Below are 24,109 nucleotides of genomic sequence, written 5' to 3' on the forward strand. Positions count from 1 at the left end.
TTTTATGAAAAAGGAATAGAAGGGTTATGTAAAGGTTGTATACGTAAAGAGTGATGCAGATTAGGGTTGATTTTTCAATTCTTGATTCAGGCGTTTTAAACGATTATGATAATAGTAAATGAGGATGGAAGAAGGGAAATACATGAATATACCAAAATATCCAATGGATTTTAATGATAGTATTAGAAGCAAAAAAACAAGCGAGGAAGATCTTAACCATAAAATTAATCAAGAAGTGGAGAGTATGATTCATTTTATGATTGAAAACAATACGAATAATCACTCTGTTGCATTTGAAGACGTATTGATTATCATTGATCGTATTTATGAAGATGATGATAGCTATTTTGAAATTTCTGTAGCAAAGCAGCATAGCAGAGGGATTGTAAGATAATGAAGGAGGATGTCTATGTGACATCCTTTTTTGTATGTGTAGCATTATTTCCAAGGCAAGCGCAAGAAACGATAAAAAGAGACAAAAAATTCAGTTATTCACCCATGTATTTTGGAAAGTCGGAAGCGATGCTTTAAAATAACAATTTACTTAAACCTAGCAATAAAAAAAGAATACTAGGAATATAGGACATATATCTAATAATAAAACGACTTTTAATTTCATGCCCGTAAATAACTCCGATTACAAAGGCTGCAAATATAAGGGCTCCAGCCATCGGAGCAAACCAAAATGATCGATCAGATAGACCAGCTTGGATCCCATATCCAAAACTGTCTACATTCATTAATAATGCAATCATAAGGTAATATGAACGACGGTATAAAGGTAGTTCATAAATGAAATTGTAAATGGCAATTCCGATAAGGAAAATCCCTGCCCCTGTTTGAACGATAGAGGTTGGGACAAATTCACCGAGCAATCTTCCAATTCCCATTGAAAAAAAAACGATAAAACCGGAAAAAAAGGCAATCATTGCAACGACAACAAGGGGAATCCTAATTTTCTTTAAACCTAAAAGAAAACCAATTGCAAATGCATCAATGCTAACAAGTATCGAAAGAAGGAAAAGCAATATAAACGTAACCATACACTCAACCCCACGGAATGTCTTCGTGGAAGTATATGCAAGCCTGTCTGTTTTAAGAAGTAGGATGAGACAGGCTTTTACGTGCTACTATTTAAAACGCTCCTTTAATTCATCTGCTATTGCATGAATTAGATCTAGATATTGCTCTTCATTTTCAAATTGATGGGGATTCCAATTCTTTTTAATCCAAGCAAGCATCTCATGACCAGAGTGAAATTCACGGCTACTGTGATCAAATGTGTGAAGGGTAAAAATTTCGTGCTCTGGTATAACCGTTACTGAACAAGAAGTTTCCTCACTATTCGTATGTAAATGCATTTCCATTTGTAGTTCCTCCATTCATTCTAGCTTTTAATTAGGATGTTTCTGAACACGTGTTGTTATGCAACCTTTAGATGAAACTGGTAAAATGTCTATAAAGGAAAAGTGGAGGAAAGTTAATGAAGCAAATATATTTAGACTATAATGCTAGTACGCCGTTAGCACCTGAAGTAATTGAAGCAATGACTCCGTTCTTAACGGACCATTATGGCAATCCATCGACGACTCATTTTGCTGCTGTTAGAGCAAAGGAGGCAGTTGAGAAGGCGCGTTCACAAGTTGCTTCTTTCATTGGAGCAAAAAAAGAGGAAATTATTTTCACAAGTGGTGGCAGTGAATCTAATAATCATGTCATCAAAAAAGTATTTGAGCGACATCAAACAAAAGGAAAACATCTGATTGCAACAACCATTGAGCATCCAGCTGTTCGTGCTCCTTTAGAATATCTAAAAAAGTTTGGTGCGGAAGTTACTTATATCGATGTGGATCCATACGGACAAGTTTCCGTCGAAGCAATAAAAAAAGCAATTCGACCAGATACAATTTTGATAACGGTGATGCATGCAAACAATGAAGTAGGGACGTTACAACCGATTGAAGAAATAGGTTCAATTGCGAGAAAAGAGGGAATTCTCTTTCACACAGATGCTGCTCAATCGCTTGGCAAAGTTCCGGTAGATGTACGGAAGCAAAAGATAGATTTTTTATCAATAGCTGGTCATAAATTGTATGCACCTAAAGGTGTAGGAGCATTGTTTATTCGTGAAGGTGTTGAGCTAGACTCCTTTATTCATGGAGCAGGTCATGAACGGGGGATGAGAGCAGGAACAGAGAATGTTCTATTAGTATCTGGTTTAGGGGCGGCTTGTCAGATTGCAGAAAAACTGCTGATGAAAGAAGATAAAACTCACGAGTTAACACAATATTTTCATTCATTGCTTGAACAAGCTTTCCCTGGGCAAATTCGTTTGAATGGTCATCCGACGAATCGTTTACCTAATACGTTAAATGTAAGTTTTGCTAATCGCATCGGGCAAGAAATCCTGGGTCTTGTACCTGAAATCGCTGCCTCAACAGGTTCCGCTTGTCATTCAGGTGAGGTTACGCTATCTCCTGTTCTACAAGCGATGGGGGTTAAGGTAGAGGATGGGATGGGGACTATCCGATTTAGTTTAGGTCGTTTTACGACAAAAGAAGATATAGATTATGCTGTGGACTTACTTCGAACACGCTTATGATAAAGGCTGTTTTTTGTATACTGTTAAGAAAAATTCATGTAACCATTAGGACATAGACAAAAGCCATGGGCAAAAGAACATTTTCTTGCTCATGGCTTTTTATAGATCATATGGATTGTAGATATTGAACGACCGCTGTAGGGTTTGACTGTAAATGGATGTTAAGGTCTCGTAACACTTTTTCGTGTGTTTTTTGAAAGTTTAGTTCCTCGGTTTTGATCTCTTTTGTCCAGGATAAAAGGTTCTTCTGCCTTTTATCTGTTAAATCGTCTTCAATGGAAAGGCAAATAAATGAACGACAAACAGAATTTTTATAAGACGGATCAAGAGTGCATCCATGATTGGTTTTGAAAAATTGACAAATGGAATAAGATTGACGTAGGTCATCTTGTTCCAATTTTGTTAGTCCTTGTTGTATGGGTCTGCTGTTATACATTGGATGAATGATCGCAGGAATCTTTATAGAGTAGGGCTCTATAAGCGCAGCCGGATGATTTAAGAAGTACTCTTGAAAGAACACTTCATTCGTTTGAACCATATTTTTAATTTCAAGCAAATAAAATGTAGGACTATAAGAACAACACCCTACTTTAGGGACCTCTTTAGAAGGTGGCTGGAAACAATCATCATTGCATTGTAGACATGCAGATGTAAGAATTTGTCTATTGGTTTTATCAAAATGTATCATAATGTTCCTTCCTATTTCGTTTCATGAAAAAAAGTGTGGGATTAATTCCTTTTTTTATGAAAAAACTAGATTTTCTGAAAAAAAAGATTTACACTTTTTAGTGTAGGATCTTTTTATTCTACACCATTTATTGTAACGGTCATTGTCAAGAACAAAAGAATAAATAAATCTATGAATAACGATAGAAATTCTTTAACAAATGTGACAATTATGTTAAAATGGTAATGAAAGCGTTACAATTTTAAAATCATAGATTTAACTTGAAGTTAAACTAGGAGGTAATCATCTTATGTCAAGCAAGGGGCACAAAGCGGAAGAACCATGGCAAGGGTTTCATGGTCCAAATCTTGGCGTAGCAATTGAGCTTTACGAAGAGTATTCTAAAAATCCAGAAGCTGTAGAAGAAGATTTACGAGAGTTATTTGATATTTGGGGTCCACCGCCTTCTGATAACGAAAGTCAATCCAGTACAAGTGCTGACCAAGTGTTTCTGCTGCCTCACCTAATATGGTTAGGAATTATGTTAATGCAGTTAAACTAGCAGATATGATTAGAAGAAAAGGACATCTGGTTTCGGATATTAATCCAATTTTCCCTAAATCAGATCATCCGCAAATTTTAGAGTTAAGTCATTATAACCTAACAGAAGATTTTCTGAAGCAAGTACCGGTTGAAATGATCTGTGAGTTCGCTCCAGCCCATGTAAAAAATGGCTTGGATGCGATTAATTACTTAAAAGATGTTTATACAAAGACAATCGCTTTTGAATTTAACCATGTTCACGATATGGAAGAAAGAGAATGGTTAATCAAAATGGTTGAGTCCGGTATGTACGTTCCGAATTTAACCAAACAACAACGTGTAAATCTGTTAACGAGACTAACACAAGTAGAAGGTTTTGAGAAGTTCGTTCATCGTACCTTTGTCGGAGCGAAGCGTTTCTCGATTGAAGGACTAGATATGCTAGTTCCGATGTTAGACGAGGCAGTTCGTGAAGTCGTTCATGAAGGAACTCAAAATGTATTAATTGGGATGGCCCACCGTGGTCGTTTAAATGTTTTGGCCCACACGCTTAGCAAGCCATATAAAATGATCTTCTCAGAGTTTTTATATGCACCGAGCAAAAATTTAGATCCAGCTGGAGTGTCAGCAGGAATCAACGGTTGGACAGGAGATGTGAAGTACCACTTAGGTGCAGATCGTCAAATAAGAGAAGAAAATACAGCTGAAGCTACGGTTTCATTAGCAAATAATCCAAGTCATTTAGAATTTGTTAGTCCGATTGTTGAAGGATATGCACGTGCCGCTCAAGAAGTACGGACATCAAAAGGGTTCCCAGAACAGTCCGTGTCGAAAGCTTATTCAATCTTAATTCATGGGGATGCAGCATTCCCGGGACAGGGGATTGTCACAGAGACCTTGAACCTTAGCAGATTGAAAGGTTATCAGACTGGCGGGTCTCTTCATATAATTGCAAATAACAACATTGGCTTCACGACAGAAACGTATGATTCTCGTTCTACTACATATGCGAGTGATCCAGCGAAAGGATTTGAAATCCCAATCGTCCATGTCAATGCTGATGACCCAGAAGCGTGTTTAGCAGCAATTCATCTTGCTGTCCAATACCGTAAACGGTTTAAGAAAGACTTCCTAATTGACCTTATTGGGTATCGTCGTTTCGGGCACAACGAAATGGATGAGCCAGCTGTGACACAACCATCCACTTATGCGATTATTCGCAAGCACCCAACGGTTCGCAAAATTTATGCAGACCAGCTTGCTGAAAAATCAGTTGTTGAACAAACATATGGGGATACGTTAGATAACGAAACACAAGAGTACTTACAATCGCAATATGATGATGTTATTGCTAACAAGACAAATCAACCAAAAGAAATGTCTCCGCCAGACTATGTTGTTAATGGTTTACCAAGAGTGAAGACGAGTGTTCCTTTCAATACATTGAAAGAGATTAATGATGAACTGTTAGCATGGCCGGAGTCGTTTAAGGCCAATGCCAAGTTGGAGAAAATTTTGAAGCGACGTCTTCAGTCATTTGAAGAAGGGGCGAAAGTGGATTGGGCGTTAGCAGAGACATTAGCCTTTGCTACAATCTTACATGATGGTACGCCGATCCGTTTAACGGGGCAAGATTCAGAACGTGGTACCTTTGCTCACCGTCATCTAGTGTTACATGACCGTGAAACAAATGATGTGCATACACCTCTTCAAACATTTGATAAGGCCAATGCGTCATTTGCTGTTTACAATAGTCCACTTTCAGAGCAAGCGGTTGTTGGTTTTGAATATGGCTATAATGTGCAAGCACCAGAAACACTTGTTTTATGGGAAGCTCAGTTTGGTGACTTTGCCAATGGTGCTCAAGTCATGTTTGACCAATGGATTTCAGCTGGTCGAGCAAAATGGGGGCAAAAATCAGGTCTTGTCGTTCTATTGCCACACGGATACGAAGGACAGGGGCCAGAACACTCAAGTGGTCGTGTAGAACGCTTCCTCGTTTTAGCAGCGGAGAACAACTGGACGATAGCTAACTGTACATCGGCAGCTCAATATTTTCATATTTTGAGAAGACAGGCGAAAATCCTTGAAAAAGATTCCGTTCGTCCACTTATTATCATGACACCTAAGAGTTTATTACGTAACCAAGTTGTTGCATCTAGTCATAATGAATTTACGGATGGCGAGTTCAAGCCTGTTTTTGAACAAGTTGGACTAGGCGACAGCCCGGAAAAGGTTGAGCGTATTGTGTTGTGTAGTGGAAAAGTGGCAATTGATTTAGCGGATCGAATTCAAAAAAATAGTGATCAAAATTGGGATTGGTTGCACATTGCACGGGTTGAAGAGCTTTATCCATTCCCGAAAAAGCCAATAAGAGAACTATTTGCTCGCTTTGGTAATGCAAAAGAAATTGTTTGGGTACAAGAAGAACCAAAAAATATGGGCGCATGGCCGTTTATTGAATCAAGAATTCGTGAAATTACACCTGAAGGAACAGCGGTTAGTTACATTGGAAGAACGCACCGTTCAAGTCCTGCAGAGGGTGACCCAGTCGCACATAAAAAAGAGCAAGAACGTATTGTAACAGAATCATTGACACGTAAACAATAAGAGGAGGCCTTTTCCGTGATTGAGATAAAAGTACCAGAACTTGCAGAGTCGATTACAGAAGGAACGATAGCTCAATGGTTAAAACAAGTTGGGGATCAAATTAACCAAGGTGAGTACATTGCAGAACTGGAAACAGATAAAGTAAACATTGAAATTGTTGCTGAGCATTCTGGTGTGATTAAGGAATTTAAAAGAGAACCTGGTGACACAGTAGAAGTTGGCGAAGTCATCGCTGTTATTGATGAAACTGGTAGTGCTGCTACTAGCGCTACTAGTGAAGAAAAAGCAGAGGCTACTCAAGAAGAGCCGAAAAAAGAAACAGTGCCAGCTGCGAAAGAAGAAGCGACTTCAGCATCTTCAACAGATCGTCCACTAGCTTCACCAGCAGCTAGAAAATTAGCACGTGAAAAAGGGATTGATTTGAGTGCTGTTTCTACAGCTGACCCATTAGGACGTGTTCGCAAACAAGATGTTGAAACACATGGTTCGAGACCACAAGCTCAACCATCGCAGGCACCAGCTGCTCCGAAAAAGAGCCCAGCTGCACCAGTGGCTTCAGATGATCCAGCTAAGCCAGTTGAAAGAGTAAAAATGTCTCGCCGTCGCCAAACAATTGCGAAACGTTTAGTAGAGTCACAACAAACTGCAGCAATGTTAACGACTTTTAATGAAGTGGATATGACAGCTGTAATGGATGTTCGTAACCGTCGTAAAGACGCATTTGTTGATAAAAATGGCGTAAAGCTTGGTTTTATGTCTTTCTTTACAAAAGCAGTAGTTGGAGCATTAAAAGAATTCCCGCTTCTTAATGCTGAGATTCAAGGCGATGAGTTGCTTATTAAGAAATATTACGATATCGGTTGTGCAGTATCAACAGATGAAGGATTAGTTGTTCCTGTATTACGTGATGCAGACCGACTAAGTTTTGCCGGTATTGAAAAAGGAATTGGTGAGCTAGGTAAGAAAGCTCGCGATAATAAATTATCGATCTCTGATTTACAAGGTGGAACGTTCACCATTACAAATGGTGGGGTATTTGGATCATTAATGTCTACACCTATCTTAAATGCTCCTCAAGTTGGAATCTTAGGAATGCATAAAATTCAATGGCGTCCAGTAGCGCTTGATCAAGAGCGTTTTGAAAACCGCCCAATGATGTACATTGCACTTTCTTATGATCACCGTATTGTTGACGGGAAAGAAGCAGTAGGTTTCCTTGTGAAAATAAAAGAACTACTAGAAGACCCAGAATCCCTTCTTTTAGAGGGCTAATAAAAACGAGGCTGACGTATAGTCGGCCTCGTTTTTTTTATTGGCTGTTTCGTTAAAGATTGTTGCAAATCGTATTCCTCCTATTGAGAAGGGCACAATGAAACGAACATGTGAACAGGCAGCCCCAAAACAACAAAGTATGCGAAAAACAGCTTGTAATTATTAAAATTTTGTAACAAAGTTTAATTAAGTTGGCATTTATCGTAGTTGACAGTATAATGGAAACATACATATAGAATGAGATGAAAGTGAGTTGAGTACAATGATTCATCAAACATGGGCAAATAAAGAAACAATTCGTACCATTGAATGTGTTCATACAGATGCAAAAAAATATATGGTTAATCGTGCGTTAACAGCAGGGAAAGCATATGAATTAAAAAATGAAACGGAAGAATTTTATTTTGTGATTGATAATACGGGTAAAATTGGCGGGTATTATAAAGATTACTTCAAAGGATAAGGCAGCGAAGGCTGTCTTTCTTTTTTGATCATTGGACAAAGGGGGGATTATATGGTGGATTATTTCATTTTTATTGATTTTATTAGGCAATATGGATACATTGCGTTGTTTTTTATCGTTGCAGTAGGGTTGTTTTTCTTTCCTGTTCCAAATGAAATTCTTTTAATGAGTGGTGGATTATTAGCAACAACCAAATTGTTAGATCCGTTGCCAACATTTCTAATTCTTTTCAGCAGCATTTTGCTCCATGGAACCATTTTGTACGTCATCGGATATGCTGTAAATCAGCATGCGCATTTTGATCATCGAAAACAATCAATCTGGCATTCTCGTGCTGAAAAAGGTAGAGAACTACTTGATGAATACGGATTAAAAGCTGCAAGCTTTAGTTACTTTTTCCCATTTATTCGACACGCTGTACCATTTAGTATCGGTATGTCCGGTATTACGTACCGATTCTTTGCCTTGATTGGATTTAGCTCAGCCTTTATCTGGTTATCTATTTATTTCTTTATAGGCTTTTATTATGGTCAATCGATAACAGACTGGACGTCGTTCGTTCAACAGTTACTTTATGCCTTGTTTGCTGTTTTAGCAGTAATCATTGTTGTGCAATTCATCAAAAGACGAAAACAGCGTCAGCGTCATATGTCTTAATGATTAGCTGATAGCTGTTTTCGTGTTCTGTTCAGTGTACAAATAGGATGACGTTTTACGCCACCCTATTGTCCAAATTATTTTATTGTTTCTAAATATTCATTAAACGTCATTTGCTTATCAACGACCCCATCTGCTGTTAATTCAATAACCCGATTGGCGATCGTCTCATTAAACTGATGGTCATGAGATGTAAAGATCATGGCACCTTTGTAATTAATTAAACCATTATTCACTGCTGTAATCGACTCCAAATCAAGGTGGTTCGTCGGCTCATCTAACAGAAGAACATTTGCTCCGCTTAACATCATTTTCGATAGCATACAGCGAACTTTTTCTCCTCCAGATAACACATTTGCTTTCTTTTTCACTTCGTCTCCGGAGAACAGCATGCGACCTAAAAATCCACGTAGGAATGTATCACTATCATCTTCAGGTGAATATTGACGTAACCAATCCACTAAATTTAAGTTACTTCCTTCAAAGAACTTAGAGTTGTCTTTAGGGAAGTAAGCTTGAGATGTTGTAACGCCCCACTTGTATGTTCCGCTATCTGGTTCCATTTCACCCGTTAAGATTTTGAAAAGGGCCGTTTTCGCGATTTCGTTATCGCCTACAAGAGTAATTTTATCTTCTTTATCCATCGTAAAACTAACATTGTTTAGTACTTTTTCGCCATCAATTGTTTTCGTGATGCCTTCTACTCGTAACACATCATTTCCAATTTCACGACCTAGTCCAAAATGTACATATGGATATTTACGTGATGAAGGTTTAATATCATCAAGTTCAATTTTGTCTAATAACTTCTTTCGTGATGTTGCTTGTTTGGATTTTGAAGCATTTGCACTAAATCGAGCAATAAAGCCTTGTAACTCTTTAATCTTTTCTTCTTTTTTCTTGTTTTGATCTTGTGCCATTTTTTGAGCTAACTGACTGGATTCATACCAGAAATCATAGTTCCCGACGTAAATTTGAATTTTTCCAAAATCCAAGTCAGCAATATGCGTACAAACTTTGTTAAGGAAGTGACGATCATGTGAAACAACAATGACGGTATTCTCAAAATTAATTAAAAATTCCTCTAGCCATTCAATCGCTTTGATGTCTAAATGGTTCGTCGGCTCATCTAGTAACAACACATCAGGTTCACCAAATAAAGCTTGTGCAAGAAGAACTTTCACTTTTTCTGATCCAGATAAGTCAGCCATTTTTTTCGTGTGGAATTCCTCTGTAATGCCAAGACCTTTAAGAAGAATGGCAGCTTCAGACTCGGCTTCCCATCCGTTCATTTCAGCAAATTCTCCCTCAAGTTCAGCAGCTTTAATGCCATCTTCGTCAGAGAATTCCTCTTTCATATAAATAGCATCTTTTTCTTGCATAACTTGGTACAAACGAGCATGTCCCATAATGACAGTCGTTAAAACCTCAACTTCTTCGTATTCAAAATGATTTTGCTTTAATACAGCAAGTCTTTGACCCGGTTTTAAATGAACATCACCCTGTTGCGGTTCAATCTCTCCTGAAAGAATTTTAATGAAGGTAGATTTCCCAGCTCCATTTGCTCCAATTAACCCATAGCAATTTCCTGGTGTAAACTTAATATTAACTTCATCAAATAATTTACGGTCTCCGTACTGCAGTCCAACATTTGTAACAGTTATCATAAATATGTATGCCTCCAATGTCCATAATCGAATGAATTATACCATTCATTGTAGACAAGGGGCTAGTATTCTAACGTTTTTTTTCTAAGAAAGCTCTCTCGACCGATTCTTTTCGACATGGTACGATAAATAAGACCTATATATATGAGAAAAAATAAACAGCTAAGCCACCAACAGTCGCAAGCATCGTAATTGTTAATAATTTAGTCGAACGCATCGAATAATTAACAATGATTGCACCTAATAGAACAGCAAAGTAAAGTGAAAAATCTAGTGGGAAAAGCCGAATGGCTGTAACAAAGCGTTCACCTGTAAACAACATGATAAAGATAGGTGCCAACATAATTAATGAAACGATCACTAAACAGAATGTATTTTTTTGTTTTAATGTCATGTTCATTTTATCACCTCTAAAGTAAGTGTTTACTTTTAAAATGTCCAAAGATTGATTTATCATTCAAAACAAGGGGGACAATGATGGAACAGACAATGCTACAACTAGCTCAAGAAAAGTTAAAAACGATTTATGGGTATGATGATTTTAGAGAAGGACAAGGACGAATCATTCAAAATGTCCTAAACCAGATGGACACGATTGGAATTATGCCAACCGGTGGAGGGAAATCCCTTTGTTATCAAATTCCGGCATTAGTGTTACCAGGTATTACTTTGGTTATTTCTCCATTGATCTCTCTGATGAAGGATCAAGTTGATGCGTTACATGAGCTTGATATAAAGGCTACATATATAAATAGTACATTAACGGCGACTGAAGAAAGGAAGAGGCTTGGACAAATCAAAGAAGGGTACTATAAGCTCGTCTATGTAGCACCCGAACGGTTAACACATCCACAATTTCAGCACCTTCTTGCTAACACATCTATTTCCTTAGTAGCCATTGATGAAGCGCATTGCATGTCTCAATGGGGACATGATTTTAGGCCTAGTTATTTGCACATCACTTCATGGTTAGAGCAACTACCTCAAAACGTAACGGTGCTTGCCTTGACAGCAACAGCGACACAACAAGTTTGTGCAGATTTGCAACAATTTTTGCAAATTAATACAGAAAATGTTATAGCAACTGGATTTGAACGGGACAATCTAAGATTTGAAGTGAAAAAAGGTATAAATAAACAAAAATATATGCATGCGTTTTTGGCATCACGTAAAAATGAGTCTGGGATCATTTATGCATCAACAAGGAAAGAGGTAGAAAAGATTTACCAAGATCTTCAAGTCAAAAAATTTGATGTCGCTTGTTACCATGGAGGGATGAACGAAGGAGACCGTTCAGCTGCTCAAGAAGCGTTTATTCATGATAAAGCGAAGATAATTGTGGCAACAAACGCGTTCGGGATGGGGATTGATAAATCAAATGTCCGTTATATCTTACACTATAACTTGCCAAGAACCATTGAAGCCTATTACCAGGAAGCAGGACGAGCTGGCCGAGATGGAGAGGCGAGTGATTGCGTCTTATTGTTTAGTCCACAAGATGTTCGAACTCAGGCCTTTTTAATTGAGCAGTCAGATCGTACAGAAGACCGACAAGAAATGGAATACAAAAAATTGCAACAAATGACTGGTTTTTGTCATACAGAAAGGTGTTTGCAACAATATATTTTGCACTATTTTGGTGAAAATACAACTAAGACTTGCGGTAAGTGCTCAAACTGTATGCAAACCGGTGAGAAAATCGATCGAACACGAGAGGCTCAAATGGTGTTCTCGACTATTAAGCGAGTGAGAGAACGTTTTGGGAAAACGATGATTGCTCAAATTTTAGTTGGTTCGAGCAATCAAAAACTTAAACAGTTGCAATTAACGAAAGTAACAACATACGGTCTTCTAAGTCATTGGACTCAAAAAGATGTAGTAGAGTTGATAGATGTTCTAACTGCGGAAGAGTATTTGCAACCAACTGGTACAACCTATCCAACGATTCAGTTGACAGATAAAACACTCCCGATCTTAAAAGGGGAAGAACATTTTTATGTTACAGAAACGATTTCTCCAGAAGAACCGCAGGAACAAGACGAAGTATTTGAGGCGTTACGTGATTTACGAAAACAACTATCGACAGAGAGTAATATTCCGCCATATATGATTTTCTCTGATCGTACGCTTAAAGAAATGAGTCGCTTTATTCCACAAACGATAGAAGAATTTGCAACGATTTCTGGGGTAGGGGAACAGAAAAAAGAGAAATACGGAAAGATCTTTTTGGACGTACTAACAACGTTTAATCAAATTGAATCAAGTGGAGCCATTGCAGGAGATACAACAATCAAACGAAAAAGCAAAAAAGGACAATACGTGGAGACTGCCAAACGTTTTAAAGCAGGCGAAACAATTGAACAATTGGTGAACACGCTATCTCTAACAGAACAAACGATTATCAAGCACCTTGTAAGAGCGGAACAAGAGGGTATGAACCTGAACTTATCTGATTTAGTAAAGGAAGAGCATAAACAACTCATATTAAAAGCAGCTAAAGAGGTGGGGACAGAATTCCTCAAACCGATTAAAGAAGCTTTACCAGAGGAGATTACGTATCAAGAAATTCGTTTTATTTTAGGGAAGTAGAAGTGATGTATGGTAAAATAAACACAATGTATATAAGCACAGAAAGATGTACTAGTGATAAAGGGGAATGTAGAAATGACAATTAAGATTGTAACGGATTCAACATGTGATTTAACAGAAGACATTATCAAGACATACGGTATTGAGGTTGTACCCTTATCTATTTCAGTAAATGGAAAGACGTATTTAGATGGAGTTGATATCACAAAGCAAGAATTTATCAATATCTTAACTTCATCTGCCGAGTTGCCAAAAAGCTCGCAACCATCTGTGGGGTATTTTGAGGAAACGTATCGTCGACTTTTAGACGAGCCGGGTGTTACAAATGTTATTTCAATTCACTTAACTGAGGGAATGAGTGGTACGTTTAACTCGGCTCGGACCGCAGGAGATATGGTTGGGGATAACGTGACCGTCATCAATTCTGAGTTCATTTCACATGCCTTAGGGTTTCAAGTTGTGGAAGCGGCACAAATGGCTCAAAATGGATCTAGTGTGAGTGAAATTGTAGAACGGTTAGGTGAAATACGGGCTAATACTTCGTTATATCTCATGGTTGATACACTTGAATATCTTGCAAAAGGCGGACGAATTGGCCGTGGAAAAGCGTTATTAGGATCTTTATTGAAAATAAAACCTATTGCTTCTTTAGCTGATGGTGTATATACACCGGTTACGAAAGTCCGGACGCATCTACAAATGATTGATTACTTTAAAAAGCAATTTATTGAAGAGACAGAGGCTTTTAAAGTAAAAGCAGTGGGAATTGCTCATATTGAGGCAGCATCATTAGCGAATAAATTGAGAGATGCTCTTCAACAAGTAAAGCATGTTCCTGTAACCATTACGGAGACCTCACCGATCATTAGCACACACACTGGCCCTGGTGCTATTGCTTTAATGTATTATAAAGATAAAGAGTAACAAGCGTATAAAAAAGAGTGATTCAACTAGGAGTCACTCTTTTTATTTTGGCTTGTTTTAGCCATTTGGATATAACAAAAAATCAGACAGCCAGTTCCTAAAAAAGAGCAAACATATTGTAAGATTCGCATCGTTTCCATTTCCTCATCTCCTCCTTCTTTATACTGTCTCTATAGACAGAGAATTCTATTCAAAACAAAAAAAGGAATCGCTTACATAAAAGTTGAATATCTATAGACAAGAAAGGAGGGGATTAGATGAGTGCGATAGAGGAGATGAAATTGTTCGTCAACAAAGTGAACAATCATCCAGAACACATTGCTGAAGAGAAAAGGCGCGGCTTTCAATTTGATATAAAAAACGATCGCTCTGTTCAGATCATTATAGAAGAGGGCAGTATTACATTGTATGAAGAAAAAAAGGTGGAACCAGACTTGACTCTGACTTTGTCCGAAGGGGATTTAATGAAATTATTAAAGGATGAGTTAAATACGACAATGGCTTTTATGACAGGAAAAGTAAAAGTAGATGGAAAGATTGGTCTTGCATTAAAGTTGCAGGAGCTAGTAAGAAAGTATCAGTCCATATAAAAAACAACAGGAAAGCATCCTAAGATAACGATAGCTTTCCTGTTGAAAAATAAGTAATTAAGCAAACAGCAATGCGTATGCCACACCGATAACACCAATTAAAGCTAAAATATATACAGGTTTAATGGGCATTTCCCCATCATTTTCCATAGCTTTGCCGAACATATAGAAAACAAGTGGATGCACTAAAAATGGCATAGAGAAAATAAATGGAATTAATAATGCTGCTTCAACTCCAAACATCTCCCCTTGAATCGCAGCAAATAAGCCAAAATGAGAGATGGCTGAAGTTTGAGCCATTGTTGAATACTCAAAGGACATCGTACTAATAGTTAAAAGCGCTAGTCCTCCAAAAACAGCACAAATTTGCCAACCGAAAGAAAACTGCATTAATGCTTTAACCTCTTTACGGTCATCTCCATTTGCTTTCCGTAGGTTTATAAGAGCAAGAACGGTTAATCCCACACCAATGGCGACTAAAATGGCTGCGGGGCCAATCCATAAAGAACCTCGTTCCGCACTAATCGCTAGAATAGAGAAAACAAAAATATGTCCGAAAAATGGAATGTTAATCATAATTGGTGCCCTTTGTGCAGCAACCTTTCCGAAATCACCTGCTGTACACGCGCCTGTTAATCCAGAATGGGAAAGAGATCCAGCCATCCCTGGTGCTAAATTTCTAGCGTTTGCTGTTTTGGCTATGAGCATAATAAGAGCTATCCCACCAAACATCCAAAACAATTGGCCGAAAAATCCGTACGCCAAAACAGAATTCATTCCTTCAATCGTAAAGGCATCTCCAATACGTGACCCCCCGACCATGAAGTTCGCTGCTAGTACGACTGGAATCCCTGCAAATAGCAAAGCACGAACCGTTGGACCGAATGTCCAATTGTGAAAAATAGCGCCAAGTGCTGCAGCCATCATCATCGCAAAGAAAATTTGTGGCAAAGCAATAATGGTTGCAAAGATTTGAGCGATATAATAAGAAATGAGTAACACAACAATAATGAGACCAATTTCAAGTAGTCCTTTACGAATATATCGGTGTTTGTTCTTGATTGTTGCTTTGTTATCAATTAAGATAACAGCAATAATAAGCCCAATATAAGCAATAAGAGGGTTGTAAAGCGCAAGCCCTTCAGCTGCTTGTCCAACTAATATCATTCTCGTAAACCCTTCAATCCCTAATAATAAGAAAAAGGCGCGAACAATATAAAAGAATTGAGTTCTAGATGTACCAAGAATCGTTTCTTCATCCGATGGTACAACGATATCCTCAACCTCTAATTGCTTATTTGCAAGAATCTTTCGTAATTCCTGCCCTCCGACAAAGAATGAGACAATTAATGCAATAATCGTCGTTCGTGCCATTAAATCAACAAAAGGGAATTCAGTTAATCCCGGAGTGGCAATCCCCACATTAACTAATAAAAATCCAAGTAGTAACCCGAATATAACAATGATAAGAACGGGTGAGAATCGTGTTCCGGCTACCACAGTTCTTGAAATCAAAACCATTGGAACTAGGAAAAAAAGCAAAATCCAAAACTGATTTAAAACTTGTAAATGTGTAATTTGTTCGACAATCTCCATAATATATACTCCTTCTTTCAATTTGCTAATAAAGCTTACCTTAAACGATGAAAAGAGTAAATGTTTGTAAGCCTATACAAACAGTTGACAGAATAGTAAATTTTTCAGACTGAAACAATTCATCTTTATCCAACGTCTCATAGATGGAGGTGGATAGAGTGAGGAAACGAAAAGGATGGTTTGCTCTGATTTTTATAGTATTTGTTTTTTGTGGCTGTAGTAACCAAAATGAAGCAAATGAATTCTACTCTCATGATGGAGCGATTGTAGCTGAATCAGCTGATGTTGCCGTAGAGGGAGAAGTGGAAACAAGTTTTACAGGCATTCAAGGAGTAGCAGACAATGATCGCATGGTTGCCTATCAAAGCTATGTAACCATTGAAACGCAAAATTATCGGATGTTGCACGATAAAATTGAAGCCCGGGCACTCGAGTTAGGTGGTTATTTAATTGAATCACATCAGAGTGAATTTGAAGAAGGAACGTTAGTTGGTACGATTGTTCTACGAATTCCTGAACAGGCATTTCAATCATTTGTCAACTTTGTAAAGGAAACCGACGGGAAGGTAGTGGAACATAGTACACATGGAACGGATGTGACTGAAGAGTACGTAGACATAGAGGCACGTTTAAAAGCCAAAAAGGTAGTGGAACAGCGGTTATTAACCTTTATGGAACAAGCGGATGACACTGAAAATTTATTAAAAATCTCAACAGAGTTAGCAAAGGTTCAAGAAGAAATGGAGCAATTAATAGGAAGGAAAAATGTTCTGAAAAATCAAGTCGCCCTTTCAACAATAACGATTTCGATCCAAGAAGTGTCAGTTGGGACGTCATCGATTCAAAATGAATCATTGCAAACGTGGGAGCGTTCAAAAAAGCTTTTTATTGATACTATAAATACATGCTTATTCTTTTTTTCTAGCTTCGTTGTGTTTTTAATCGGATTAAGTCCTGTATTCATACCGGTTTTCCTGGTCATTTTCTTCCTAATTCTATACAAGAAAAAGAAAAAAGGTGGATCCATTGACTTCAAAGGTAAGAAATAGGGTTTAGATACGACTGACATGCATACTTCATCGAAACATTTCAAACGATATAGATGAGGTGAAATAGATGAATCGACCAATGATTACGGCACTAACAACAATAGGAATTGCACAATCATTAAAAATACCAATAAATAAGTGGAAAACAGGTAAATGGGATACTGGGATATTGTTTGAAACAGGAGGAATGCCAAGTTCTCACTCTGCAGGTGTAACAGCACTAGCCACCTATATTGCATTAGAACGAGGTATCCCCTCAGTTGATTTTGCACTATCGACGGTGTTTGGATTAATTGTTATGTATGATGCACAAGGAATTAGAAGACAAACTGGTGAACTAACGATTAAAGTGAATGACATGGACGAAGAGTTACAACGATTAACAGGAATGCATGATCCCGCTAAAAGCGAAAATCAAAGTGTGAAAATACGTGAAAGACTTGGTCATATGCCTGAGGAAGTTTTGGAGGGAGCTCTGTTAGGAATTGTGACAGGCACATTAGGTCATCTGTTAACTGGAAAATAGCGAAACGTTTTTGGATCTTTTGTCGTTCTATATGTGAGATACATTCACTACATTTTTGGAGGAACGATAAATGAAACGATTAACTTTTGTGACTTTGCTTATAAGCTCTCTTTTATTTGCTTGTGGTGTAGAACATAACGAACATACTCCTACTATGAGTAATCAAAAGGAAGAAAACAACTTGGAGGATTCTCTTTCAAGTGATGCATCGCAAATCAAACCGATTTCTGTTTTCGTTGAGGGTGAAACAGAAATGAGGGATGCTCAGTTCCATAGAGGCGGGTTAGGGTATTCTATTTACATTTTGCAAGAAGGCTATCTGTTGGATAGTGAAGAGCCAAATCGAGACGTCATTTTATCAACGTTTGATCGTCAATTTTTTACACGTATTACGGTTCATGAAACGTATGATGCCCAATCCCTAAGAGAAGATATTATGAATCATGCTACTGGACCGATTCAAGAGGCGGAGGATGTTCCTTTAGATGATACGGAATATGCTTTAGTTGAAAAGAGTCAGGATGGAAGCGAAAGCATCATGATTATGCATGTAGCAAAAGAATATAATGGACATTTGCTTCAATTTACGCTCTTTCTTCCACAAACAGAAGCAGTCGAAGGTATTGAGCCAAGTATGTGGGCAATGCTACAAACAGTTGAATTTTAGAAATACTTGATCTAAGCATTAATCGACCTCAATCCCCAAAAAGTTTCGTTTTAACTTTTTGGGGATTGTGTTTGCATAAAAAATAATGTTGCATCAAAAAACCCCATCTTAAAAATGGGGCTGGCAAACAATGGATCCACTTTGATTCTCGTGGTCAACACGAACATCAAAATCATGTTTCTCATAAAAATGGATGAGTCTGTCAAGATGATCCCAATCACGTTTGGCTAGGTCGCCTTTGATGTATTGGACGTTTTGTTCTTTGGCATGTTCTTTTAGGTAATCCATGCAAATCGAACCGTAGCCTTTGTTTTCTTCGCCTTTTATGTCGCCAATGAAAATCGTTGAACCATTTTCATACTTTGCTTGAATGGAAAAGTCCCAGCTACCACGAAACGCGGATTCACAGTCATTAAGCATGATTTTACACGCATGCCCATCATCTACAATAGACACAATCACCCATTTTTCTTCTTTCGTTTGTTCAATTCCTAGTATTTGTCTTTTTTTTGCAATCTCTTTGACATTAGCTTGCATACGAAACAATTGAAATTCTAGATTTTCTAAATCTTGCTCTACTTCCTCAGGGTCCTTTTTTTCCTCCTTGGCCCCTAACTTTGTTAAAAGCACCGAATCACCTCTTTATCTATCTTCCGTTACACAAGTTATATATTATAAAGGTAGAAGTGAAAACGTGCAAGTCCAGTTGCAAATTAAAAAGGGTTGCCGAAAAAAGACCCTTATCGATCTTTTCGACAACCTGAAAGTGTAAGGATTGGCCAGAATTTAAAAACGGTACGTCCAGAATTGTTCTGTTTGAATCCATTGTAATGCTTCAGCGTCCCCGCTATCCCACTTTGGTTCCAAATCTTTTAACAGCCATTCTGTTTGGGACAGGTGGGCGCGCATAGCGGCCTTTTTCTGTTCTGCAAAGGAAGAGATGTCGTTTATAACATCTGCAGGACCAATTTCTTGTTCATGATTGTTTGAGAAAGCAACACAGTGAACTGTAGAGCGTTCACTCTCTTTTAAGCGCTGGACTGCCTCAATGACTGCCCGTGCTGTTGCTTCATGATCTGGGTGTACAGAATACCCAGGATAGAACGTAATTAGCAATGAAGGATTTACCTCCTTAATGAGTTGCTCCATCATTTGAACCATTTGTTCATCATCTTCGAATTCTAATGTTTTGTCACGGAATCCTAACATACGTAAATCGTCAATGCCCATTGCTTCGGCTGCTTTTATAAGCTCTTTTTTTCGTATGGTTGGTAACGATTCTCTCGTTGCAAATGGCGGATTTCCTAAATTTCTCCCCATCTCTCCTAATGTTAAACACGCATATGTAACCGGCGTTCCGTTTGCTACATGCATTGCAATGGTTCCAGCTACTCCAAATGTCTCATCATCGGGATGGGGGAAGATTACTAAAATTTGTCGTTCTTTTTTCATATTATCAGTCCCTTCTATTCAAAAGGTGTTTGGCTAATTTGTAAGGCAACAGCAAGCTTTCCATCATTCCCATGTCCTGCTAGAAGCAAACGATGTTGATCATCTAATTCAAAATGGGTTAGCCCTTCAGCATAAACCCAGCCAATTTCAAGCTTTAGTCCAACTCGGTATGGACCATCACCAACAATTTTTCCATGCTCATATTGAATGTTTGCATTTCGTATGTAAGCACTCGCAGAGAAAAAAGATGTATCATTATGGGACGCATAAGCTCCATTTGTTGTTTCTAAATGTAAGTAAACATCTTGCTTGGAAAATGAATCAATTATGCTTTGCACTTTGGATAAATTTATGACCTCCATGTGTTCCTCCTACTTTTTATTTCTTTCCCATTAGTATAAAGCAATTTCAAAGGAACGACCAATATATCGTCTTAGTGTAAAAAAGTGTCATCACGGCGTTTTTTTGATAAACTAAAAAGATAATGGAAGAAAGGATGTGTTCAACTTGAAAAAAGTAGCCGTATTAGGGAAAATTCCGGAAATAGCTTATGAAAAGCTTAGTCAACATTTTCAAGTAACCATGAATGATGATGTCACACCTATGAGTAAAAATGAAATCGTAGAGATGGTTAAAGGAAAAGAAGCTATTTTATCGATATTGTCTGACACCATTGATCAAGACGTTATGGAGGCAGCAGCACCAGATTTAAAAATCATTGCAAACTATGGTGCTGGTTTTAATAATATTGATGTGGAAACAGCGACAAAAAAGAATATACATGTAACCAATACTCCCGTTGTTTCAACGTATGCAACAGCAGAACTTACGATGGGTCTGTTGATTTCATTAGCAAGAAGGCTAGTTGAAGGAGATCGTTTAACACGATCCGGGAAATTTGAAGGATGGGCTCCTTTGTTTCACTTAGGAACGGAACTTCGAGGAAAGACACTTGGAATTTTCGGAATGGGGAACATTGGAAAGAAAGTTGTTCAAATGGCAAAGGCTTTTGAGATGAAGATTGTTTATCATAATCGAACGCGCTTATCCGAAGATGAGGAACAAGCATTACAGTGTACATATGTTGAAAAGGAACAGCTTCTTAAACAAGCTGATGTTGTTAGTTTACATATGAGTTATCATCCATCTTTGCACCACTTTATCGGTGAAGAGGAACTAGCTAGCATGAAACCACAAGCATTACTCCTTAACCTTGCAAGAGGACCACTTGTTCATGAAGAAGCTTTGGTTTCCGCTTTAGAAAAGGGAGTAATTGCAGGGGCTGGACTTGATGTGTTCGAATTTGAACCATCTGTTACAGAAGGTTTGAAAGCATTAGACAACGTTATTATTACCCCGCATATTGGAAATGCGACAGTAGAAGCCAGACGCGAGATGGCTGAAATGGCGGCAGATAACATTATCTCCGTTTTACAAGGTGGAAAGCCTAACACACCAGTTAACCAAGTTAAATCGTAACAAATACTGACAGCTTGATGAGAAGGTGATCTCATGACAGATGATAAACGTCCAGAAGAAGAGGAGTATGTTCCAACTCCTGAGGATTTTCTTTTTGACGAGGAAGAGACAGAAGAGGAGAAAAAGAAAAAACATTCACAGAAGCTAGTTTTTCGATTTATTGGCTTAGGGCTAGCTCTTCTTTTAATCATGCAAGTAGCCAACATTTGGCTGAATTTATTTTCAGCAGATTCACGTGAACTTGCCAGAACGTCTGAAGAAATTGTCAGTGAACATGGGCACATTGCTGATTTTAAGGAGGCTGTCGTCACCATTCAAGGAAACGGCGGGAGAGGAACTGGTTTTGCGATTTCAGAGGATGGCTATATTTTAACGAATCATCATGTTATTCATAACCGTGCACCACTTGCCGTTGTGTTTCCAACTGGGGATATTTTTCATGCAGAGGTTCTTGAATCAAAGGAAGAGCTTGACGTCGCTTTATTAAAAATAGAAGCGGAAGAAGTTCCTTATTTGCCGATACGTCAAGAAGACGCCATTGAGAAAGAAAAAATATATGTGATTGGCAGTCCATTATCACAAACGCAAATTGTCAATGAGGGTGAAGTTCTAAACGATGAAGAACCGTATCAAGTATTAAAAATATCGAATGCGATTTTTCCTGGCCATAGTGGAAGCCCTGTGTTATCGGAACAAGGGGAAGTGGTAGGGGTTGTTTATGCGAGAAGCGTTCCATCAATTGGGAGCCAAGAAGAAGGACATGGACTAGCGATTCCAATCGAAATAATCGTAGATGAAATGGCGGAATTAGCTCGCCTACTAGAGAGAAACATAGAGTGATGCATCGTTTCTATTAGGATCATTTTTTGTCAAAAATTACTTCTAGACCTTTTTGTTTCTATGGGCTACGTCCTCTATCAATGCTTGTTCCATTGCGGGTGCGCCTGTGGGGTCTCGTCCCTACCTCTATTTGAGGCCACTGAAAAAGTGCGTAACTGCCGCAGGGGAATGACACTACGCTTTCCGCGGGTGCCGTGTGAGCCTCCTGATATGAACGAAACTGTCAAGGCTCCCCCTCTAAATTAAATATGGCGTTATTTTAGGGTAACCTTAAGAAGAGGGTCGTTTTTGGCCCTTTTCAGCAATGCCCTTTGGTTGCTTATTCTTTTCCTTTCTTTAGCTTAGCGACTCGACCTCTACACTTAGAACGGTTGTCAAGTGCTCTCCTTGACTGCCGTTCTAAGTGTAGAGATAATCATTTAAGCTAAAGAGGAAATTTCATTTAGTTCTCCTCCTTCTTGAAGTTATGTGAATAGATTTAAGAACACGGCACGAAGGCAAAAACTCTACTGCGGTTAGCTTTCTGATATCCGTGGGTTTTCACAAAGTATCTTTCCGTATAAAGGTCTTGTCCACGAACTCGTAGCGTGCGTTCACCTTATCAAAGGCTAGCACAGAGGAGGCACGTGGGTTTTCCTTTCCGGTATTACTTTTTGCCTTCGAGCCCTATTCTCATCATTCTATTTTTACACCAATAAATTTGCTGCACGTACTAATAGTGAGTTTAAGGTTTTGGAACATCCTCTACTTCACGAGTGATAGCCCAAATGAAACCTGCCAATTCTCCAGCTACTGCAGTAATTGCTTTACCACTTTCCTTTCCTTTAGAAAGTAGCCGAAAATATTTTTTGTGAAGTCGGTTTTGTGCTTTCCAGGAGATCCCTTGTATATTCGGTGGCAATCCATTTAATCGTTTCTTTAATTCTCCTTTTACTGCAGGTTGATACCGATAACTCCAGGCAGACTCAACTAACAAACGTCGAACATGGCGATTCCCTGTTTTGGTGATTTCCCCTTGTTTACGTCTTTCCCCACTAGAGTATTCACTTGGAATTAACCCCACATAAGACATCAGTTGCCTCGGTGTGGCAAAACGCTCAAAAGAACCAATTTCAGCTACTAGACTTGTGGCAGTTATAAGCGCAATACCTCTTAATCCTTGTAAAGCTTGTATCATAGGGGCATGTACACCTTCAGTGGCTTGTATCTTTATTTCCTCATCAAATCTCTTGATTCGTTGTTGCATCTCATGTAACTGATGGTAATATTCTTGGAAAACGATTTGTAAGGATTGATTCTCGAATTTTAGGACATCAAGCCATTCACGATACTTTTTGGTCCATTTCTTAACCCCAGTTGGTGGTTTAATATTGTTACGTAATAAGAATTTAGTTAAGCGATGTTTAGCCTTAGTTCGTCTTCCTTTGCATCTTCGCGAGCTCTAACTAAGTCACGTAACGCCTCATCTTCTGGTGTAGGAACATAAATAGAGGTTAACTCCCCAGCTCGATATAGATGAGCAAGTCGAATAGAATCTCTGCGATCTGTTTTAATACGTTCTCCTGGTCTTTTAGGTATTAACGATGGAGCTATTACATCGCAGTGAACTCCTAAGGAAAGTAATAGTCTATATAATGGGTAACCTGTTGGACCAGCTTCATAACAGACTCGTAAAGCTGATGGTTCTCCAAGTTTTTTTAATAATTTCTTAATTGCCTCGGTTGTATGGGGAATCAAACCGTAGTACCTTGGTTCTTCACGACCCTCTTCTGCAATAGCGACTGCAATTTTTTCTTTCGACACGTCTAAACCTACATATTTTATGGTATCCTTCATAATGACTAGCTCCTTTCGTAATGTAGCACTGATTTTGTTTTTGTTTTTTATGTCAATAAACATTCTAACCAAATTAACCT

The 24,109-nt window shown here is 38.3% G+C and carries 24 protein-coding genes and 1 pseudogene; 14 read left to right on the plus strand and 11 right to left on the minus strand.

Features of this window, described 5'->3' with window-relative positions; all coding sequences use genetic code 11:
- Nucleotides 1–142: 142 nt before the first annotated feature.
- Entirely contained in the window at nt 143–394 is a 252-nt protein-coding gene (locus JCM9140_RS01755; RefSeq protein WP_156314715.1) for a hypothetical protein, read from the plus strand.
- 133 nt (nt 395–527) lie between these two features.
- On the opposite strand, the gene JCM9140_RS01760 is transcribed toward JCM9140_RS01755, so the two are convergent.
- Together JCM9140_RS01760 and JCM9140_RS01765 are read right to left on the minus strand one after the other, a co-directional pair.
- Nucleotides 528–1,043, minus strand: a complete 516-nt coding sequence (locus JCM9140_RS01760) for a manganese efflux pump (protein WP_034741503.1) — start codon at nt 1,041–1,043, stop codon at nt 528–530.
- An 87-nt stretch (nt 1,044–1,130) separates the two neighbouring features.
- Entirely contained in the window at nt 1,131–1,367 is a 237-nt protein-coding gene (locus JCM9140_RS01765) for a hypothetical protein (protein WP_034741506.1), read from the minus strand.
- Nucleotides 1,368–1,483: 116 nt separating this feature from the next.
- Between JCM9140_RS01765 and JCM9140_RS01770 the strand changes: the two genes are divergently transcribed.
- A complete protein-coding gene (locus tag JCM9140_RS01770) occupies nt 1,484–2,602 on the plus strand; it encodes a cysteine desulfurase family protein (RefSeq protein WP_034741508.1) in 1,119 nt (372 codons plus the stop codon).
- Nucleotides 2,603–2,708: 106 nt separating this feature from the next.
- Here JCM9140_RS01770 and JCM9140_RS01775 read toward each other — a convergent pair whose 3' ends face one another.
- Nucleotides 2,709–3,290 (minus strand): hypothetical protein, encoded by a 582-nt coding sequence (locus JCM9140_RS01775; RefSeq protein ID WP_034741511.1) that lies wholly within the window; start codon nt 3,288–3,290, stop codon nt 2,709–2,711.
- 289 nt (nt 3,291–3,579) lie between these two features.
- Here JCM9140_RS01775 and JCM9140_RS01780 point away from each other — a divergent pair.
- The 4 genes and pseudogenes from JCM9140_RS01780 to JCM9140_RS01795 all read left to right on the plus strand — a co-directional run bounded on the left by JCM9140_RS01780 (nt 3,580) and on the right by JCM9140_RS01795 (nt 8,814).
- Nucleotides 3,580–6,422: pseudogene (locus JCM9140_RS01780) on the plus strand (2-oxoglutarate dehydrogenase E1 component).
- 15 nt (nt 6,423–6,437) lie between these two features.
- Nucleotides 6,438–7,694, plus strand: a complete 1,257-nt coding sequence (odhB, locus tag JCM9140_RS01785; protein ID WP_034741514.1) for a 2-oxoglutarate dehydrogenase complex dihydrolipoyllysine-residue succinyltransferase — start codon at nt 6,438–6,440, stop codon at nt 7,692–7,694.
- A gap of 262 nt (nt 7,695–7,956) precedes the next feature.
- Nucleotides 7,957–8,157 carry a DUF6501 family protein gene (locus JCM9140_RS01790; RefSeq protein ID WP_034741517.1) on the plus strand — a complete coding sequence of 67 codons (201 nt, stop codon included), beginning with the start codon at nt 7,957–7,959 and terminating at the stop codon, nt 8,155–8,157.
- Between the two features lie 51 nt (nt 8,158–8,208).
- Nucleotides 8,209–8,814, plus strand: a complete 606-nt coding sequence (locus tag JCM9140_RS01795; protein ID WP_034741521.1) for a DedA family protein — start codon at nt 8,209–8,211, stop codon at nt 8,812–8,814.
- 77 nt (nt 8,815–8,891) lie between these two features.
- Here the strand turns inward: JCM9140_RS01795 and JCM9140_RS01800 are convergent, their stop codons facing one another.
- A complete protein-coding gene (locus JCM9140_RS01800) occupies nt 8,892–10,481 on the minus strand; it encodes an ABC-F family ATP-binding cassette domain-containing protein (RefSeq protein ID WP_034741524.1) in 1,590 nt (529 codons plus the stop codon).
- Between the two features lie 136 nt (nt 10,482–10,617).
- Nucleotides 10,618–10,875, minus strand: a complete 258-nt coding sequence (locus tag JCM9140_RS01805) for a hypothetical protein (protein WP_156314717.1) — start codon at nt 10,873–10,875, stop codon at nt 10,618–10,620.
- 83 nt (nt 10,876–10,958) lie between these two features.
- Here JCM9140_RS01805 and recQ point away from each other — a divergent pair, with 83 nt between their 5' ends.
- The 3 genes from recQ (at nt 10,959) to JCM9140_RS01820 (ending at nt 14,584) form a co-directional block, all read left to right on the plus strand.
- Nucleotides 10,959–13,070 (plus strand): DNA helicase RecQ, encoded by a 2,112-nt coding sequence (recQ, locus tag JCM9140_RS01810; protein WP_052001994.1) that lies wholly within the window; start codon nt 10,959–10,961, stop codon nt 13,068–13,070.
- A gap of 75 nt (nt 13,071–13,145) precedes the next feature.
- On the plus strand, nt 13,146–13,994 hold the full coding sequence (locus JCM9140_RS01815; protein WP_034741530.1) for a DegV family protein: 849 nt from the start codon (nt 13,146–13,148) through the stop codon (nt 13,992–13,994).
- A gap of 257 nt (nt 13,995–14,251) precedes the next feature.
- Nucleotides 14,252–14,584 (plus strand): SCP2 sterol-binding domain-containing protein, encoded by a 333-nt coding sequence (locus JCM9140_RS01820; protein ID WP_034741533.1) that lies wholly within the window; start codon nt 14,252–14,254, stop codon nt 14,582–14,584.
- A gap of 57 nt (nt 14,585–14,641) precedes the next feature.
- Here the strand turns inward: JCM9140_RS01820 and JCM9140_RS01825 are convergent, their stop codons facing one another.
- Nucleotides 14,642–16,180: a hypothetical protein gene (locus JCM9140_RS01825; protein ID WP_034741535.1), complete on the minus strand. Its 1,539-nt coding sequence runs from the start codon at nt 16,178–16,180 to the stop codon at nt 14,642–14,644.
- A gap of 158 nt (nt 16,181–16,338) precedes the next feature.
- On the opposite strand from JCM9140_RS01825, the gene JCM9140_RS01830 reads away from it, so the two are divergent.
- The 3 genes from JCM9140_RS01830 to JCM9140_RS01840 all read left to right on the plus strand — a co-directional run bounded on the left by JCM9140_RS01830 (nt 16,339) and on the right by JCM9140_RS01840 (nt 18,422).
- Nucleotides 16,339–17,229 carry a DUF4349 domain-containing protein gene (locus tag JCM9140_RS01830; RefSeq protein ID WP_052001995.1) on the plus strand — a complete coding sequence of 297 codons (891 nt, stop codon included), beginning with the start codon at nt 16,339–16,341 and terminating at the stop codon, nt 17,227–17,229.
- Between the two features lie 67 nt (nt 17,230–17,296).
- Nucleotides 17,297–17,755: a divergent PAP2 family protein gene (locus tag JCM9140_RS01835; protein WP_034741538.1), complete on the plus strand. Its 459-nt coding sequence runs from the start codon at nt 17,297–17,299 to the stop codon at nt 17,753–17,755.
- Nucleotides 17,756–17,825: 70 nt separating this feature from the next.
- Nucleotides 17,826–18,422, plus strand: a complete 597-nt coding sequence (locus tag JCM9140_RS01840) for a DUF8580 domain-containing lipoprotein (RefSeq protein WP_034741541.1) — start codon at nt 17,826–17,828, stop codon at nt 18,420–18,422.
- A 108-nt stretch (nt 18,423–18,530) separates the two neighbouring features.
- On the opposite strand, the gene JCM9140_RS01845 is transcribed toward JCM9140_RS01840, so the two are convergent.
- The 3 genes from JCM9140_RS01845 to JCM9140_RS01855 form a co-directional block, all read right to left on the minus strand.
- The gene (locus JCM9140_RS01845) at nt 18,531–19,052 is read right to left on the minus strand and encodes a GNAT family protein (protein ID WP_034741543.1); all 522 of its coding nucleotides are present in this window, start codon (nt 19,050–19,052) and stop codon (nt 18,531–18,533) included.
- A gap of 156 nt (nt 19,053–19,208) precedes the next feature.
- Nucleotides 19,209–19,874, minus strand: coding sequence for a bacillithiol biosynthesis deacetylase BshB2 (gene bshB2, locus JCM9140_RS01850; RefSeq protein ID WP_034741547.1), 666 nt, complete (start codon nt 19,872–19,874; stop codon nt 19,209–19,211).
- A 14-nt stretch (nt 19,875–19,888) separates the two neighbouring features.
- Nucleotides 19,889–20,236, minus strand: coding sequence for a YojF family protein (locus tag JCM9140_RS01855; RefSeq protein ID WP_034741550.1), 348 nt, complete (start codon nt 20,234–20,236; stop codon nt 19,889–19,891).
- A gap of 145 nt (nt 20,237–20,381) precedes the next feature.
- Here JCM9140_RS01855 and JCM9140_RS01860 point away from each other — a divergent pair, with 145 nt between their 5' ends.
- Both JCM9140_RS01860 and JCM9140_RS01865 read left to right on the plus strand, forming a co-directional pair.
- Nucleotides 20,382–21,353: a 2-hydroxyacid dehydrogenase family protein gene (locus JCM9140_RS01860; protein ID WP_034741553.1), complete on the plus strand. Its 972-nt coding sequence runs from the start codon at nt 20,382–20,384 to the stop codon at nt 21,351–21,353.
- A 33-nt stretch (nt 21,354–21,386) separates the two neighbouring features.
- A complete protein-coding gene (locus JCM9140_RS01865; protein WP_034741556.1) occupies nt 21,387–22,193 on the plus strand; it encodes a S1C family serine protease in 807 nt (268 codons plus the stop codon).
- Nucleotides 22,194–22,917: 724 nt separating this feature from the next.
- On the opposite strand, the gene JCM9140_RS24275 is transcribed toward JCM9140_RS01865, so the two are convergent.
- Nucleotides 22,918–23,562 carry an IS110 family RNA-guided transposase gene (locus JCM9140_RS24275; protein WP_235715254.1) on the minus strand — a complete coding sequence of 215 codons (645 nt, stop codon included), beginning with the start codon at nt 23,560–23,562 and terminating at the stop codon, nt 22,918–22,920.
- 23 nt (nt 23,563–23,585) lie between these two features.
- On the minus strand, nt 23,586–24,029 hold the full coding sequence (locus JCM9140_RS24280; RefSeq protein ID WP_235715250.1) for an IS110 family transposase: 444 nt from the start codon (nt 24,027–24,029) through the stop codon (nt 23,586–23,588).
- Nucleotides 24,030–24,109: the final 80 nt, after the last annotated feature.

This window comes from Halalkalibacter wakoensis JCM 9140, assembly GCF_000513095.1.
Classification (GTDB): domain Bacteria; phylum Bacillota; class Bacilli; order Bacillales; family Bacillaceae_D; genus Halalkalibacter; species Halalkalibacter wakoensis.